This is a genomic window from Nitrospirae bacterium CG2_30_53_67, from assembly GCA_001873285.1.
Taxonomy (GTDB): domain Bacteria; phylum CG2-30-53-67; class CG2-30-53-67; order CG2-30-53-67; family CG2-30-53-67; genus CG2-30-53-67.
The window spans coordinates 1-15,460 of the sequence record MNYV01000104.1 but is presented as its reverse complement, the minus strand read 5'-3'; the positions used below and the strand labels follow the sequence as shown (position 1 = coordinate 15,460).

Below are 15,460 nucleotides of genomic sequence, written 5' to 3'. Positions count from 1 at the left end.
AGTGAGTCAACTCGATTATGTATACGAAATTTTATGGTCTCAAGGAAAAACCGTTTAAGCTGGTTCCCGATCCTCGTTTTCTCTACATGAGTGAAGTGCACCGCGCAGCCATTTCGCACCTGCAGTACGGACTGGAAGACCGGAATGGTTTTGTGGTCATCACCGGCGAGCTGGGGTCCGGGAAGACTTTACTTCTTCGCGTCCTCTTGAACGGCCTTCCTCGAACCAGTCTGGTGGCCAGGATCATCAATACGAATTTCAATGCCAAGGAATTGATCGAGCATATCCTCAACGAGTTCGGAATCGAAACCCGTGACGAGACCAAGCCCAAAATGATCTCCATGCTGACGCAGCTTCTTCTCAAGGCCTACTCGGAGCGGAGAGAGGTCCTGCTGGTCATAGACGAGGCTCAGAACCTGAGCATTGATGCCATGGAAGAGCTTCGAATGATCTCGAATCTGGAGACCAGCACGGAAAAACTGGTTCAGATCGTGATGGTGGGACAACCGCAGCTCAAGTACAAGCTGAATCTGCCGGATCTGGAACAATTAAGGCAGAGGGTGACGGTGCAATTCCATATGACGCCCCTGAGCGAAGAAGAGACATCCCTGTATGTGAACCATCGTCTATCGGTCGCTATCGGACGCCCATCCGAGATATTTACGCCTGAGGCGTTGAAGAAAATTTATGCCTACTCAAAAGGGATCCCCCGGTTGATCAATGTGATATCCGATGCGGGTCTCCGGCTCGGATACGTGGAAGAAAAAAAGATCGTTGACGGTGAGATCATGGACGGCGTGATTCAAGAGTTGCAGGAGATCGGCAGCCCCTCGGCCGCTCAGGTCCTGCCCCGTAAAAGCACGGAGACGGATCCTCTGGATCTGCACGTCATTGAGCTGAATAAGAAGTTTCAGACCCTGTACGATCAGATGCAGAAGGTTTATATCCAGAAGGGGGAAGAAAATCAGTTGATTTACGAGCGGCTCCTGAATATGGAAGAGGAGATGCAGGCCAAGGGAAATCTCTTCAACCTGCAGGATCGTGAACAGATGCTCTTCAGGAAGGAGAGCGAAATCCACCAGAAATTATCCGAAGTTTCCAAACGGCTGGATGAAATCAATACCCTGAAAGAGAGCATTGAGGAGAAGAGGAACGAGGTTCTGGAGAAAATACAGCAGGCCGAGCTGCGTCCCGCGCCATCCGGCGAACAGGAGGACCCCGCTTCCGGAAGACCGGAAGCAGCCGGCGGGGGTGTTGAAGATAAGGAGATCTTTAAGAAGAGAATAGAAGAACCGGGGGAGGTCCAGGCGAGGCTGAAAGAGAGGGAAGAAGAGCTGGATGGAAAGATGGAGGACCTGAAAGGGATCATTCAGGAGTTGGAGAACAAAAAGGTTCTGCTGGAGGCCATCGGTCAGGACAAATCCATAGAAGATCGTCTGAAAGAACTGGAAAAGCAGCAGCAATCCGTGCGAAGAAAAGAGGAAGAACTCACGGAGAAGATCCTTCTTCTGGAGAAGGGGACCCCTCGGCCGGCGGCCGGCGCCGTTCGAATTTCAGGACCAGGAGATCAGGCCTCTTTTGATTTGAAGGAGGAACTCTTTTTGGATCTGATTTCTCAGATTGACAGTTTGAAATCGGATATGGACTCCCTTGATTTTCAGAAGCAAATCATGGAGACCATTCGAGCGGAAGAGGCTGATCTCCCGACCGGAATGGAACGGATCGACAAGAACTACGTCCAACTCAAAAAAAAGGAAGAGAAGCTCCTTAAAAATATTGAAGCATCCAAGAAAAGTTTCAGGGCGTTCGAGGTTCAGGCCGCGGCAGAAGACTCGGGCACAGGGGCATGGCTGGGAAAAGAACGGCTTCTCGAAAAAAAGCTTGACGAACTGAGGAACATGATCTTGAGAATTGGAGGGAAGGACGCGCCCTTGACTCGAGGGGACCGAGGCCCCGTTTTTTTCCACGCGATGGTGAGAGCATCATCGGGTCAGGAATCAGAAGACTCTCATCGAGAAAACAAGGCTCTTGGGAGACGATTCAACAGGATCATACGGAAGATCTTGCAGGGATCTTAGAAGAAATTTGAAATTCTCCAGGCATGGCCCATCGGGAACCGGCTGTTTCCAAGGGATGAGGGATGAGCGGCTGACGGGGAACGGCCGGATGACATGAGGCAGTATGGAAATCGCAGGTTTTATTCAGGATATCCCCTTGGATGCGCTCATGGAGCAGGCCGAGGCCGAAGAGCAGACGGGGGCCCTTTTTCTGAAAAGCGAACAGGGGATCGGAGAGGTTTTATTCGAGAACGGTCTGATCTATTCTGCAGACTATCCCTATGCCGGGGAACGGCTCGGGCAGAGGCTGATTCAGGAAGGCGCTATTCATCCCTCGGATCTCTGGCAGGCTCTTCGCGACCAGGAGAATGGAAATGATGGTTCTCTGGGAGAAATCCTTTTTGAGAAAAATCTGCTCCCCCCGGAACGGGTGAGACAAGTGGTAGAGCAGCAGATCGAGGAAGCGGTCGTTCATCTGATGATGTGGGAAAAAGGGCGGTTCACTTTTGAAAGGATACCCCCCAAACGGCCGCCTCTGGTGCTGATCCGGCCGAACACCATCCTGAAAGAGAAGAAAAAGCGGGTTAAAGAACTGAAATCGTTGCCGGCCAAGACCCCGCTGGACAGGATTGAGTCGCATCCGAATCCAAGGATCAACCACCGGTTATATCAGGAGATTCAGCATACCCTTTCAAGGGCCAAGGTCTTTGAACCGAAGATGATGATCGTGCTGGTGGAGGGGGATGCAAAATGGAGGATGATGATCAAGGACGATCTGGCCAAAAGAAATTTTCAGGTGAAGGGGACGAGCAGCCTCGAAAAGGCGCGGTTTGAGATCGATCGGCTGCTTGAGAAGGGATACAGCCCGATTGTGGTCACGGATATCGGGTTCCCCCATGAACAGGCCTCCATGAAACTGGAGGGCCTGTCATTCATGGAGAGTCTCCATAAAAAGCATCCCGAAGTTCCCATCCTGGTCTGCACCTCGTATCCGATTTCCAACCTGCGAAGAAAGATTCTTTTTTCAGGCGGGATTTTCTGTCTGGTCAAGCCGGACCTTTCCGTAATTTCATCTCAAAACTTTGAACAGATCTTCCAGTCGTTTCTTGCGGAACTGGTCTATTGTCTCGACATCAGTATTCATCAATATTATCAGGAATATTTCATCGAGAGAGCCGAATTTGTCGAGGACGATCTGATCGAGGGTCTCTACCATAGAGAAACAGAGATCATGCGTCTCGGGGGGCAGGTCATTGAAGATGCCCAGATTCAAAAAATTCTTTATGAAGTCAGCAGCATGCTCGTGAAAGAGGGGAATGTCGACCGAGCCATTGAAGAAGTTCTGGATTTTATGGCCGGACGATACGACCATACGGCCCTTTTTATCTGGAAGAAAAAATATCTGGAAGGGTATGCCGGGAGGTCATCCTTACGCGCCGATTTTGCAGATAAGGTCAAACGTGTCTCCGTGGAGTTTGATCAGATCCCCTTGCTGAAAGGTCTCTATACAGAGGGGAAAGGGATATTTGCCGGCCCGCCGCCTGAAGAGCGCGAGTACAATAAGTTTTTGAACCGGTTTCTCGAAAAAAGGCCCGCGTGGCATTTCCTTTATCCCGTGGAGATCATGGGGAGGATTGTGGCGTTATGGTATGCCGATACCGCCCAAGTCCAAGAGAGAGATCCCGACATGCAGGTGATGGTCTCACTGGCCAACCTGATCGTCATGTCGCTGAAAATGGACATAGAAAAAAACTGAGACTCCACGCCGTGAGGCGCGGGTTTCTTTGGCAACAGGGGAATGGATTTGGTTGATGAAACCTCAAGACAGAAGATCGGGGAGCTTTTAAAAGAGCTCGAAGTGGTTGATGACCAGCAGTTGAGTCTCGCCCTCGATGAGCAGAAGCGGACCAAGGAGAGGCTGGGTTCCGTGCTGATCAAGATGGGTTTTCTCACCCCTGAGGACCTGGACTATCTTCTGGCCAGACAGCATAATGTCGCCTTCATCAGTCTGGAACAGTACAGGCTGGATCTGAATATCGTCCGTCTGATCCCGGAAAAATATTGCAGAGAACACAAGGTGATCGCCGTCCAGCGCAAAGACAAGCTCCTTACGGTGGCCATGGCCAACCCGCATGACATTGTTGTGGCCAATGAGATGTCCTTCATCACCGGGTTGAAAATCGCGCCCGTGGTTACAGCGGAGATATCCATCCAGAGGGCCCTGGATACTTACTATCGGAAAGAGGAAGAGGAAGCAAAGGATCTGGATTGGGAGGCCGAACTGGCAGCCGAGGAGGAAGTGGATATAGAAATTTTAAAGCGTGAGGATGAAGAGAGCGCCGACATAGAGGATCTGATCACGTCTTCGGAGGATACCCCCATTGTCCGGCTGGTGAATCTCATGCTTCTGACCGCATTGGACAAGCAGGCTTCTCATGTGCATATCGAGCCCTTCATGGAGAGCCTGCAGATCCGCTTAAGGACGGACGGGATTTTGGTTCCTTTGATTACGCCTCCGAAGAAATACCATGTCAATATCATCAACCGGCTGAAAATCCTCAGTTCGCTGGATATCACCAAACATCATATTCCGCAGGAGAGCTATTTCCAGGTCCGTTCCAAGGGCCGTTTCGTGGATGTCAAGGTCTCCACCTTCCCCACCCGGTATGGGGAGAGCGCGGTCCTGAGTCTTCACAAGCAATACCAGGAGGCCGTCAATCTGGACTCCCTCGGCATGGAGAGCGAGGTTTTACAGGAGTTCAAGAGTCTGATCAGCCTAAAACGAGGCTTTATCCTGCTGGTGGGGCCGAACAACAGCGGGAAGACATCGACCCTGTATGCGGTCCTGAATGATTTGAATACGAAGGAGAGGAGCATCTATACCTTTGAAAATCCGATCAAGAATCTGATCGAAGGAATTTTTCAAGGCCAGCCCAATGAGAAGGCCGGTCTCACATTGACCGACGGTGTGCGTTCCCTCCTGGCGCAGGACCCGGATGTCGTGATGCTCGGAGATATGAATGATGCCAAACCTATCGAATACGTGCTTCAGGCCTCTCTGTCGAGGACCCTGGTATTCGGGAGGCTTAATTACAATGATGCCGCCGGCGCCGTTCTTCATCTGATGGACATGGGGATTCCGCCTTTTTTGATCTCTCAGGCCATCACCGCCATTCTAAGCCAGAGGCTTGTTCAAAGGATTTGTCCAAACTGTTCCGGAGACTTCATCCCTCCCAAGAAGATCCTGGAGGATATCCAGCCTCTTGTGAATACCGGGGAGATCACCTTTCATCGGGGGACCGGCTGCAAGGACTGCGGATTCACCGGGTACCACGGTCATTCCGGGATATTTGAACTCTCCGTTCTGAATGAAGAGGTCAGGCAGTTGATTCTGGAAAAGGCTTCACGGAAAGAGATCCGGGATGCCATCTTAAGAAAAGGGACGGTATCGCTCTATCAGGATGCCCTTCGGAAAGTGATCCGCGGTGTGACCACGTATGAAGAGGTCCTGAATATTTCGGACCTGGAAAACGTCCGTAAAAGTTAAAAGGGGAAGTCCATGAGAAGTATCGAAAAAGGGCTGGAAAAGGCCATCCGCGAGCGGGAATCCAGGAGCAGCCCGGATCTATTCAAACTGCAGAAGGAATGGAACGACAAGTCCCTGGATTTTTCCAAGCTGAGCGCATACCTGGTGACCATTCTCGATTCAAAATCGCTGGCCGCGGAACAGTTTAAACGGCTGCGAACGCAGGTCATGAAAAAGATGAGAAGCAGAATGGAGAACACCCTGATGGTGACCAGCGCCACCCGAGGGGAGGGGAAGACCACGACGGCGCTCAATCTGGCCGTCTCTGTGGCTCAGGGGATGAATGAGACGGTCTTGATGATGGATACCGACTTTCGCAAACCTGGCGTTCATACCTATCTGGGCATTGAAGCCAAGAAGGGCCTTGTGGATTTTCTACGGGGTGAGGCGGAGATCCCTGAGCTTCTTGTGAAGACGGAGATTCCCAAGTTGATCCTCCTCCCATCCGGTCAACCGCCGGAGAATCCCTCGGAACTCCTGAGCTCGGAGAGGATGTCCCAGTTGATCCGTGAGATCAAATCCCGGTACGAGGATCGTTTTATCATTCTGGATACCTCTCCCATCAATGTTTTTACCGATGCGTCTATCCTTATTCCTCTGGTAGAGGGGGTCCTGATGGTCGTCCAGGACGGGGTCACTCCCAGGGAGTATGTCCTGCGCGCCATCTCCCAGATAGAAAGGGAGAAGCTTCTTGGGATCTGCCTGAACATGATTTCCGCACCAGAGTCCCTTCAGGATTCTTATTACTACTACAGAGATTACGACAAAGAGGGGAAATAGCCGGAAGGATTTTCCAGGGGAGCTTTGAAAATCTACCCGGAGGGCGGCTTCCTGCGCCCGAACCCGGCTATGATAATCAGACCGAACCCCAGAAAGAAGAGGAGGACCGGTTCATAGATCCGGCCGGGCTGGGCATCCTTCTGTCTCAAGGACTCTGACATCTCATGGACGGATCCAGGAATGTACTCCTTGGATCTATCGGAAACATGGGTATCATTTTTAAAAGGCTGTAAACCGGTTTCCTGAAGGGAGACCTCAGGCCTATGTCGAGCATTTAAAATACCGGTTCTTCCATCCAGATCAGCGGTTCCCTTTCCGGATGAGGGGAAGAGGAACAGGCATAGGATCATAAGACAGGTCAGGATTTTTAACTTCATGATATCCAAGCCTCAAAACGTCATAAAAACAGAACAAAATAATTTGACAATTTTATAATCTTGATCACCATTATTATTTGACATATTATCATCTGTCCGTGTTTTACGCAAGTGAAAAAGAAAGATATTAGAAGATAATATGTTAATGGGTGATGAATTCCTGAATAATGAATTTTTTATTGGGAAATTTGAATAAAAGCGAATTCTAAACAGAAATTAGAGAAGGATCTAACCCTGAGAAGCCCTGGGAGAAGGCCTTTTTGGGAGGGGGGAAAAGTCCGGGGAAGTCCCGGGCTTTTCCCCTTCTGATTTTTTGATCTACTGCACGGCGTTCGCAAGATGCATGCCGCCGCAAATCCTTAAGAATTAGTTATGATGTTTCTCACAGCCTCATAAAAGCCTTGCGGCCCGATCCCCTGCGTTATAATCACGCGGTTCAAGACCGCGGCCTTGTCATATTCTCCGTCGGGTTTCCTGACCAGAAACGGAAGATCCGCTTCCAGCAGCATGGGAAGGTCGTTCTCCGCGTCTCCGACCGCAGCAAAGCAGACGTCGGGATTCAGGCCCCTGTAGAGATCCATGATCCGGCGCACGGCCTTCCCCTTGTCGCACCCTCCCATGACGTGATAAAAGCGTCCGCCTCGGGTTAAATTGAATCCGGCTTTCCGGATTTCCTGTTCGAGGCCGGTGATGATCTTGTCGCTTTGATCGGGAATCAGGAAAGGCTCATCAAATTCCCGCATCCGGGCGAGACGGGCCTCATCGGGAGAGAGGCCGGTCCGTTCCATGATCCGGTCTATGCTCATGGACGAGAATCGCTCGATCCGGGCGGAACACCTTTTAACTGCGGCATCGAGGGCCTTCAAGATGGCCGCGTGCGGAACGCCGATCCAAAGACTCCAGTAGTTCCCACCCTCCACAAATCCCTGCGGTTTTTCCCATGTCTCCCTGGGTAGAAAAACGCCCCCTCCGTTTTCAGAGACAAAGGGGTCGGAGTTGTCTAATTCCTTGCGGAGCCGTTCCATTTCAGCCCGGGTCTTGCTGGAGACAAAGATCACGGGGATCTGAAGTTTCCTGCACTGCCGGAGCGCTTCCAGGGATGGGCCGGGTTCATAGGTTTCGGCGGAAAGGAGGGTCCCGTCCAGGTCTGTGAAGATCACGATCCGAGGGCCGGGGCCGGCCGGTTTATATTTTTTGGAGCGTGTGGTTGACTGCCTCGTCCTCTTCAAAGGGTTCCTCCCATCGCTGGATCAGGTAGCCCTTGTACTCCTCGAACCGCAGGGCCTGCTCCTCGACCACCTGTTCGGCTTCTTCAGAGTCCATTTCCCAGGTGCGGTTGATAAAAGAGGCTACGCGGCCGAAGTAAAGAGGGATGGCCAGTTCCAGGAGACGGCGCCGGTTGTGGCCCCACTTGTGATAGGTGGAAGCCAGTTCATAAAGGGTCCGGACCCAGGTGTCGGTTCCAAACATGAATCGGTTGGGTGAAAGACGGGCAGCCTTGCGGATCATCTGGAAACATTCGGGTGTGAAGATCTTTTCGTAAAGCACGCCGAAGTTGCGGTATCCGGACTTGAAACGGCTGACCAGAAGTTCCTTGTCCACGTGGATGGGTTCGGGCTTGACGTTCCCGGGGGCGCCGAAGATCTCTGTGGGTGTGGAACCCTTGATTGGCTTCCAGTAGTGTTCATTCTTCTCCATGAGGGAAAAGAGGGTCCCGATGACCTGGAGAAACATGACCGCAAGGTGTGAGGCAGGGTCTTTGGCGTCATGGATCTTTACGCCGAGGTGTGCCTGGCAGATTTTGAACGGATTGATGACGGCGCTGGTGGTGATCCAGATATCGATCCCGAACCGGGCCACGTCCGTATCCCATACGTCCTGGGCCAGCAGGTAACGGAAACAAGACGGTGAAAAGGCAAAGTCCCCGCCGATGGGCTGGCGGATCCGCTTTCCGTACAGGGCTCGGGTCAGGTTGTAGGTGATGTTGTTGGTGATGGTCCCGTCATATTTGTAGCGTGTATAAATGGGAGTGACGAAGTCATAGCCGTGGTTCAGCACCGGATCCAGGAGGGATTTTACCCATTCCACAGTGATGCTTCTAAGGTCCGAATCCACCACCATACAGGACGCGGCATCGAGCCGGTCCGCGGCCTCGAAGATGGACCGCAGGGCCGTCCCTTTCCCGGCAGGACCCCGGTATACACTGACGATCTTTTCCTGCCAAGGCTGGATCTCGAACTCCCTGGCCATCTCCCGGGTATCGTCCGTGGACCCGCCGTCGGCTATCATGATCAGGGCTCTTTTGTCCCTGTAATGGTCCCGTATGCCGTGGGAGACCATCCGGATTACATGCTGGATGGTAGCTTCGTTGTTGTAGCAGGGAATGCCCACAAGAATGTCAACCCGGTCGATCTCTTCGATCCGCTTGACCGTGTAGGGCCGAAGTGATGTGTCAAACTTCATTTCTTGATACCGTTTATACCTTTGGTTTCAGAACGCCGGTTATACAGAGCAACAGAACTTTGCATACCTTTGTTGCTTCCTCGTCTCGTCGTTGCGGCGTACGATCAGTACGCCTCACTCCTCGACTTCGTCGCGCCTCGGTCTGCTTTGTTCTATCGCCCTATATGCGAATTTATTTATTACTCTATGTATAAAACCGGCGGATTGTTTGATCCGGTCTTATGGATTGTCCGTTCTTACCGCTTCAAGAATTCGTTCCGCAAAATCCGGAATAGCAGCAAAGACCCTGTTCCAGGCCGGGATCTGCGGCGGCCCCAGGGGGTCCTGAGTGATGATCTCGCCGGCCCTCCGGATGGCTTCAGTAAAGACCTCTACGGCAGTCCCCTCCTCGTGCCGGTCGTACTCCAGCCCATTGATGATGGCGTCTCCGTGATATCGGGCAATGGTATCCTGGGCGATACGGAGATAGGTCGCGCACAGGGTGTTGAAGAAGCCCGGTGTAAAAATAATTCCCTCGCCCGAGAGGGTCCTGAAGATATTCTTCGCAATATCGATGGCCATCTTGTTGAGGCCCTTTTCAGGGTCGGCCGGTGAAAGCCCCTGATGTTTGTGGTCATAATTCTCGCAGAGTTCGACCTGACAGATCCGCTTGACTGAACAGTTACGGTAGATCTCGGCCAATACCCCGACCTCCAGACCCCAGTCGGCGGGGATCCGGTTGATACGGGCCAGATCCGTCAGCATAGAGAACTCTCCAGCGAGAGGATAACGGAAACTGTCGTAATAATGAAGGATGTCCAGCCTCCCGACCGTCTTGATCAGGGCACGGATCAGAGGCGTGACAAATAGGCGCGTGACGCGGCCGTTCATTTTATGGGACACACGGCTGTAGAATCCCTTGCAGAATTCGAAGTCGAGATGGGGGGAGAGGACCGGGAATATGAGCCGTCCCAGGAGTTCCCTGGAATAGGTCAGGATGTCGCAATCGTGAAGGGCGATGATCTTGCTTCCTCCCTCCGCGATGATATACCCATAGGCCATCCATGCGCTTCTCCCTTTGCCGTCCTCTCCGGGAAATAGGCCGTACCCCTGCATGGTCTCGTACAGGGCCTGGATGTTCGGGCCGTTGTTCCAGATCACCCGGGTGGACTGGGGGAGTACGGAAAAAAAATTTCGGGCTTCTCGGAACTCATCTTGAGTTGCAGGACCGAGCGTAACCACGATTTCCCTGATATATTCGACTTTCGAGAGCTCACTTAAAATTTCTTTGAGCGCCTCTCCTTTAATTTCGGAAAAAAGAGAAGGAAGAACCAGGGTCACCCCTCTGGTTGTCGAAGCTTCCAGCAGCTTTGACTCCAGGCTCACCAAGTCGCTTTTGCCGAGGCGGTGGAAGGTCGCAACCGCTCCGGTCTGATAAAAATCGCTCATAGAAGATGTCCCTCGGTTTTGTCTCTCATGGTTAAGTATGAAAACAGAAAAACGATCTTCTGTCAAGGAACTTACATTAAAAATTCCTTTTCAATCAGGTCGGCAACCCCTTGGACATTGTCCATGGTAAAGACTGAGAACGGTGTTTTGGGAAACGATCCGTCCGTGACCAGGGCAAAGGGAGACATCCCCTTGATAAAGAAGGGTTCGGGGCGCCCTGCCCCGGTCCGGAAGATCTCGATTCTCGGAAGGTCTTCTCCTTTATACCCCTCAATCAATATCAAATCCACGTCACGAAAATAATCGAGAACCTCACGGAGGGGGAGTTCGTGCCTTTGTCGCCGGATCAGGGCCATCTGGTTGGGGGCATTGATGATCACCACGTCCGCTCCGGCCTTCCGCAGGCGGAATGAATCCTTGCCGGACTGATCAATATCGATGCGGTGGTGGGCATGTTTGACCACACCCACGCGGTAGCCGCGGCCCGTGAGGACCGGGATGAGTTTTTCCAGGAAAGTGGTTTTGCCCGTGCCGCTCCGGGCCACGATGGAAACAGCGGGGATCATAGAAGCTCCTTTTGATGGGCGGAAGGTATCTTAGGTGGATCGGCGGGCAATGTCAAGGGCAAGAGATCCTCTGGGTGTGCGGCAAAAATGCCTGTCCTCCGATCCCCCGATCAAGCTTGCCTTCCGACCCTCCGATCAAGTCGGAGGGCAAGCTTGATCGGGGGATCGGAGGACAGGCCTGATCGGGGGATCGGGGAATGACGCTCTTAGAGAAATATTTACCCATAAATTTGTCGCAGACACGATCCGCTTTTTAAATCCAGTTAGTTCAGAAAACCCCCTTGCACCGGAGAGCACACCTTGGCATAATGGCGACATGGATCTGCGTCGTCACAACAAGAAGAGCGGCGGCGTCACCTACCTGCCTGTGCCTGCCTGCGCCGCGAGCGCGGCAGACAGGCTATGGCAGACAGGTGAAACATGGACGCTTGTGGAATTCGATATGATGTCGTTTCTATGATGAGAACCTTAATAAGTTGCTGTCATCCTATGACAGATGTTGACGTCATCATTATCGGCGCAGGCGCTGCAGGGCTCATGTGCGCCATGGAAGCAGGCAAACGGGGGCGAAATGTCCTGTGTCTGGACCACGCAGACAGGGCCGCGAAGAAAATCCTTATTTCCGGCGGCGGGCATTGTAATTTTACCAACCTGAACATCTCTGCGGAACACTATCTATCCGGTAACGAACATTTCTGCAAGTCCGCCTTGGCGCGGTATACCCAGCACGACTTCATGGCACTGGTCCAACGACACGGCATACACTACCATGAAAAAACATCCGGGCAGCTCTTCTGCGATAAATCGGCAAGAGAGATTGTGACCATGTTACTGAAAGAATGCAAAGATGCCGGCGTCACCATCCGATTGGGATGCCGCATTCGAAGGATCAAAAAAGGCCGTTTCTTCCAGGTCCGATCCAGCCTCGGAGACTTCGAGTGCGAATCCCTGGTCGTGGCCGCCGGAGGGTTATCCTATCCCGGACTGGGCGCCTCGGACCTGGGGCACAGGATCGCCAGACAGTTTGGGTTAAATATGGTAGAACCGAGGCCCGGCCTGGCGCCGCTGATATTCAGCCGTGAGGATGCGGACCGCTTCAAAGGGTTCGCAGGCCTGTCCATGGATGTGATGGTGACATGCAACAAAAGGGAGGCCCGGGAAAGCCTCCTCTTCACACACCATGGGTTGAGCGGTCCGGCCATCCTGCAACTATCCTCTTACTGGAAATCAGGCGATACCCTGGTCATCGACCTTCTTCCGGGCCTCGATCTCTATGAGCATCTCGGAGAACAAAAGATCCTCAGGCCCAAGACCACTATCAAAACAATCCTGTCGGAACGCCTCCCTGCCCGACTTGCCCAGCGGATCTGTGATCTCTGGATTAAAAACCGGCCCATAAATCAGATTCCGGACAAGGAACTCAAGCATCTGTCCAATATCCTGCATCGATGGGAGGTCAAACCCAAAGGCACAGAAGGGTATGAAACCGCAGAAGTCACCCTGGGCGGCGTCGATACCCATGATCTCTCCTCTAAGACCATGGAGTCCAAAAAAGTCAAAGGCCTCTATTTTATAGGAGAGGTGACCGATGTCACAGGTGACCTCGGGGGTTTCAACCTGCAGTGGGCCTGGTCCTCAGGCTACTGTGCAGGGCAATTCGTTTAACCCTTGATTTCAAATCATCCCTTATTATAGTATCCCGGAGGTCACGGTTTTTCTATCGGATCTTTCAATGGGTGTCTGAATGGGCATGGCTTCGGTCATTCTTAAATCCGGGCGTGAAAAAGCCCTGCGCCGCCGCCATCCGTGGATCTTCTCCGGCGCCATTGCAGCGGTTGAAGGCTCGCCCAAATCCGGAGAAACCGTGGAAATCCTGGCTCAGGAACGCACCAGGCTTGCCCGGGGCGCCTATTCCCCCCGATCCCAGATCACGGTCCGCGTCTGGACGTTTAATCCGGATGAAGAGATAACGCCTGCTTTTTTCCGTGAACGGCTGAAGCGGGCCATCGCCTACCGGCGTACCCTGACAGAATCCAAAGACCTGACTGCGGTCCGGCTGGTCCACTCGGAATCCGACGGCCTGCCCGGGCTGATTGTGGACCGCTACGGCAATTTCCTGGTCTGCCAGTTCATGGCCGCAGGCTCAGAATACTGGAAGCAGGAGATCGTTGCCCAGATCAAGGATCTGATCCCCTGTGCAGGCATCTACGAGCGTTCGGATCTCGATGTCCGGGAGAAGGAAGGTCTGCCTCGATCCACAGGGGTCCTCGCAGGGGATGCGCCGCCCGACCTGATCGAGATTCAGGAGGGGGAGTGCCGCTTCCTGGTGGATATCCTGCACGGCCATAAAACAGGCTTTTACCTTGACCAGCGTGACAACCGCGCCTTGGCAGCCGAATATGCCAGGGGCAGGGAGGTCCTGAACGGATTCGCCTATACCGGAGGGTTCGGTGTATGCGCACTCAAGGGCGGCGCGGCCCGGGTGACCAATGTCGAGTCCTCCTCCGATGCCCTGACATTGGCCATGAGAAACGTCGAGCTGAATGGTCTGAATGCTGCTCAAGTTGAGAATGTAGCCGGGGACGTGTTCCAGGTCCTGCGGCAATACCGCGATTCACGCCGTGAGTTCGATCTCATCGTCCTGGACCCGCCGAAGTTTGCCGAGTCCCTAAGCCAGATCGAGCGCGCAGGCCGCGGATACAAGGACATCAACCTGCTGGCATTCAAACTGCTAAGACCAAACGGCGTGCTCTTCACCTTCTCCTGCTCAGGACTCTTGGCGCCGGATCTGTTCCAGAAGATTGTGGCCGGAGCGGCATTGGACGCAGGGCGGGAGGCCCAGATTATCCAAAGGCTCACCCAGGCTCCCGACCACCCCACGCTGCTCAGTTTCCCGGAAGGAAGCTACCTCAAGGGCCTGGTCTGCAGGGCGTTATAAAGTGCGGCCCGATTTTGTGCTTGCTGTCTTCATTCCCGAAACTCTATCGAATCAATAAAAGGATTCAATAGCCGCACATGCGAGCCACACGCCCATTTACTGCTGTTTCCCAGTGGGGCAGATACGCATTCATCATACTCTTAAATAGTTTTCCATGGTTAGGTACACGGAGATGAAGAAGTTCATGGACGATAACAACCTCCTGGAAAGCTCTATCTTCCTTCAATAGATCTGTGCTGAAGCAGATCCGCCCACCCGTCGAGCAGGAAGCCCACTTTTTTGTCATACGCTGGATTTGAACACGATTCGGATGCACACCGATTCGAGTTGCCCACTTCCCCACATTCTCTTTCAAAGCCGTAGCCTTGTTGAAACTCGTCTTTCTGGACATCTTCATTTCCTCGGAAGTTTGAGGATTCGATCAGCCAAATCCACCATCCGCTCCTTACCGACCGCCGGCAGGAGAATCTTATAAAGTTCTGCCTTCAGGCGACGCCGGTCTGCGGCATTATAGGCATGGTATGGGAATCGCTTCAAGGCATCGTCGATCAGGGGAGCCGCTTGCTCAGGTTGCTTTGCACCCACCTGTTTTAATATCCACAAAATCGTGAAGGTGTTCATGTCAAGACCGCTCTTCTCAGATTCCCTTCGCGATTGCAAATATTCGTTCAGCAACGATTCAAGCTGCCTGAGAGCAGCCTGGGTTTCGATCTGTCGGTCGTCGTAGGCTTCCAGAATGGCCTCTGCGCGCTCCCCGATCGGAACTAAAAAGGGTTGCTCCTCCCCCTGGTCGATGACCGTCTGGATCAAGCCTTTTCCGAGATTGATGATCTTGGAGGAGGTGGACGATTTCGAGCTTTTCAAGACATCCAGCGTTTTTTCATCGATCTTCACCAGCGGCATCGTGTTTGTAAGCCCATAGGCCGTCACGCTCTCACGAACCAGCGACTCCGTCTTTTTTGCAATATCCGCACAAGGGACAATATATTTGCCGAAAGCATTTCGAACAATCTGGTGGAGAATCGAAAGATTTCGGTAGTTGTCCAGATAGTCGCGGAGAAAAACATCCGGCGAAATGATCTCATAAAGCACTTCGAGTTCCTTGAAGAATTTGAAGAAGGCTTCCCGTTTATCCTTATCGTCAAAAGCGTCAATGGCTCGCTCGACGGCTTTGTCGTCAATAGATCCTTGGCAAAGTTTGAGATAGGCAGACGCTTGTTCTGTCATAAGGGTCTTGAAGCGTCCCTTGAGAACTTCGATGTTCT

At 52.7% G+C, this 15,460-nt stretch carries 12 protein-coding genes and 1 pseudogene; 6 read left to right on the top strand and 7 right to left on the bottom strand.

The window, feature by feature from the left end; translation table 11 throughout:
* Positions 1-17 precede the first annotated feature (17 nt).
* The 4 genes from AUK29_06525 (at position 18) to AUK29_06510 (ending at position 6,423) form a co-directional block, all read left to right on the top strand.
* Positions 18-2,078 carry a hypothetical protein gene (locus tag AUK29_06525; GenBank protein OIP63472.1) on the top strand — a complete coding sequence of 687 codons (2,061 nt, stop codon included), beginning with the start codon at positions 18-20 and terminating at the stop codon, positions 2,076-2,078.
* A 103-nt stretch (positions 2,079-2,181) separates the two neighbouring features.
* A complete protein-coding gene (locus AUK29_06520; GenBank protein OIP63471.1) occupies positions 2,182-3,813 on the top strand; it encodes a hypothetical protein in 1,632 nt (543 codons plus the stop codon).
* A 42-nt stretch (positions 3,814-3,855) separates the two neighbouring features.
* Positions 3,856-5,604, top strand: coding sequence for a hypothetical protein (locus AUK29_06515; protein ID OIP63470.1), 1,749 nt, complete (start codon positions 3,856-3,858; stop codon positions 5,602-5,604).
* Positions 5,605-5,616: 12 nt separating this feature from the next.
* Complete coding sequence (locus tag AUK29_06510; GenBank protein ID OIP63469.1) at positions 5,617-6,423, top strand: hypothetical protein; 807 nt, start codon at positions 5,617-5,619, stop codon at positions 6,421-6,423.
* A gap of 32 nt (positions 6,424-6,455) precedes the next feature.
* Here the strand turns inward: AUK29_06510 and AUK29_06505 are convergent, their stop codons facing one another.
* The 5 genes from AUK29_06505 to AUK29_06485 all read right to left on the bottom strand — a co-directional run bounded on the left by AUK29_06505 (position 6,456) and on the right by AUK29_06485 (position 11,257).
* On the bottom strand, positions 6,456-6,800 hold the full coding sequence (locus tag AUK29_06505) for a hypothetical protein (protein OIP63468.1): 345 nt from the start codon (positions 6,798-6,800) through the stop codon (positions 6,456-6,458).
* Positions 6,801-7,159: 359 nt separating this feature from the next.
* Positions 7,160-7,963, bottom strand: coding sequence for a hypothetical protein (locus AUK29_06500; protein ID OIP63498.1), 804 nt, complete (start codon positions 7,961-7,963; stop codon positions 7,160-7,162).
* Positions 7,964-7,985: 22 nt separating this feature from the next.
* Positions 7,986-9,221 (bottom strand): glycosyl transferase family 2, encoded by a 1,236-nt coding sequence (locus tag AUK29_06495; GenBank protein ID OIP63497.1) that lies wholly within the window; start codon positions 9,219-9,221, stop codon positions 7,986-7,988.
* A gap of 261 nt (positions 9,222-9,482) precedes the next feature.
* The gene (locus tag AUK29_06490) at positions 9,483-10,691 is read right to left on the bottom strand and encodes a glycosyl transferase (protein ID OIP63467.1); all 1,209 of its coding nucleotides are present in this window, start codon (positions 10,689-10,691) and stop codon (positions 9,483-9,485) included.
* 71 nt (positions 10,692-10,762) lie between these two features.
* Positions 10,763-11,257, bottom strand: a complete 495-nt coding sequence (locus AUK29_06485) for a molybdopterin-guanine dinucleotide biosynthesis protein B (protein OIP63466.1) — start codon at positions 11,255-11,257, stop codon at positions 10,763-10,765.
* A gap of 489 nt (positions 11,258-11,746) precedes the next feature.
* Here AUK29_06485 and AUK29_06480 point away from each other — a divergent pair, with 489 nt between their 5' ends.
* Positions 11,747-12,922, top strand: a complete 1,176-nt coding sequence (locus AUK29_06480) for a hypothetical protein (GenBank protein OIP63465.1) — start codon at positions 11,747-11,749, stop codon at positions 12,920-12,922.
* A gap of 85 nt (positions 12,923-13,007) precedes the next feature.
* Positions 13,008-14,195 carry a 23S rRNA methyltransferase gene (locus AUK29_06475; protein ID OIP63496.1) on the top strand — a complete coding sequence of 396 codons (1,188 nt, stop codon included), beginning with the start codon at positions 13,008-13,010 and terminating at the stop codon, positions 14,193-14,195.
* A gap of 64 nt (positions 14,196-14,259) precedes the next feature.
* Here AUK29_06475 and AUK29_06470 read toward each other — a convergent pair whose 3' ends face one another.
* A complete protein-coding gene (locus tag AUK29_06470; protein OIP63464.1) occupies positions 14,260-14,586 on the bottom strand; it encodes a hypothetical protein in 327 nt (108 codons plus the stop codon).
* Positions 14,587-14,588: 2 nt separating this feature from the next.
* Positions 14,589-15,460: pseudogene (locus AUK29_06465) on the bottom strand (deoxyribonuclease HsdR).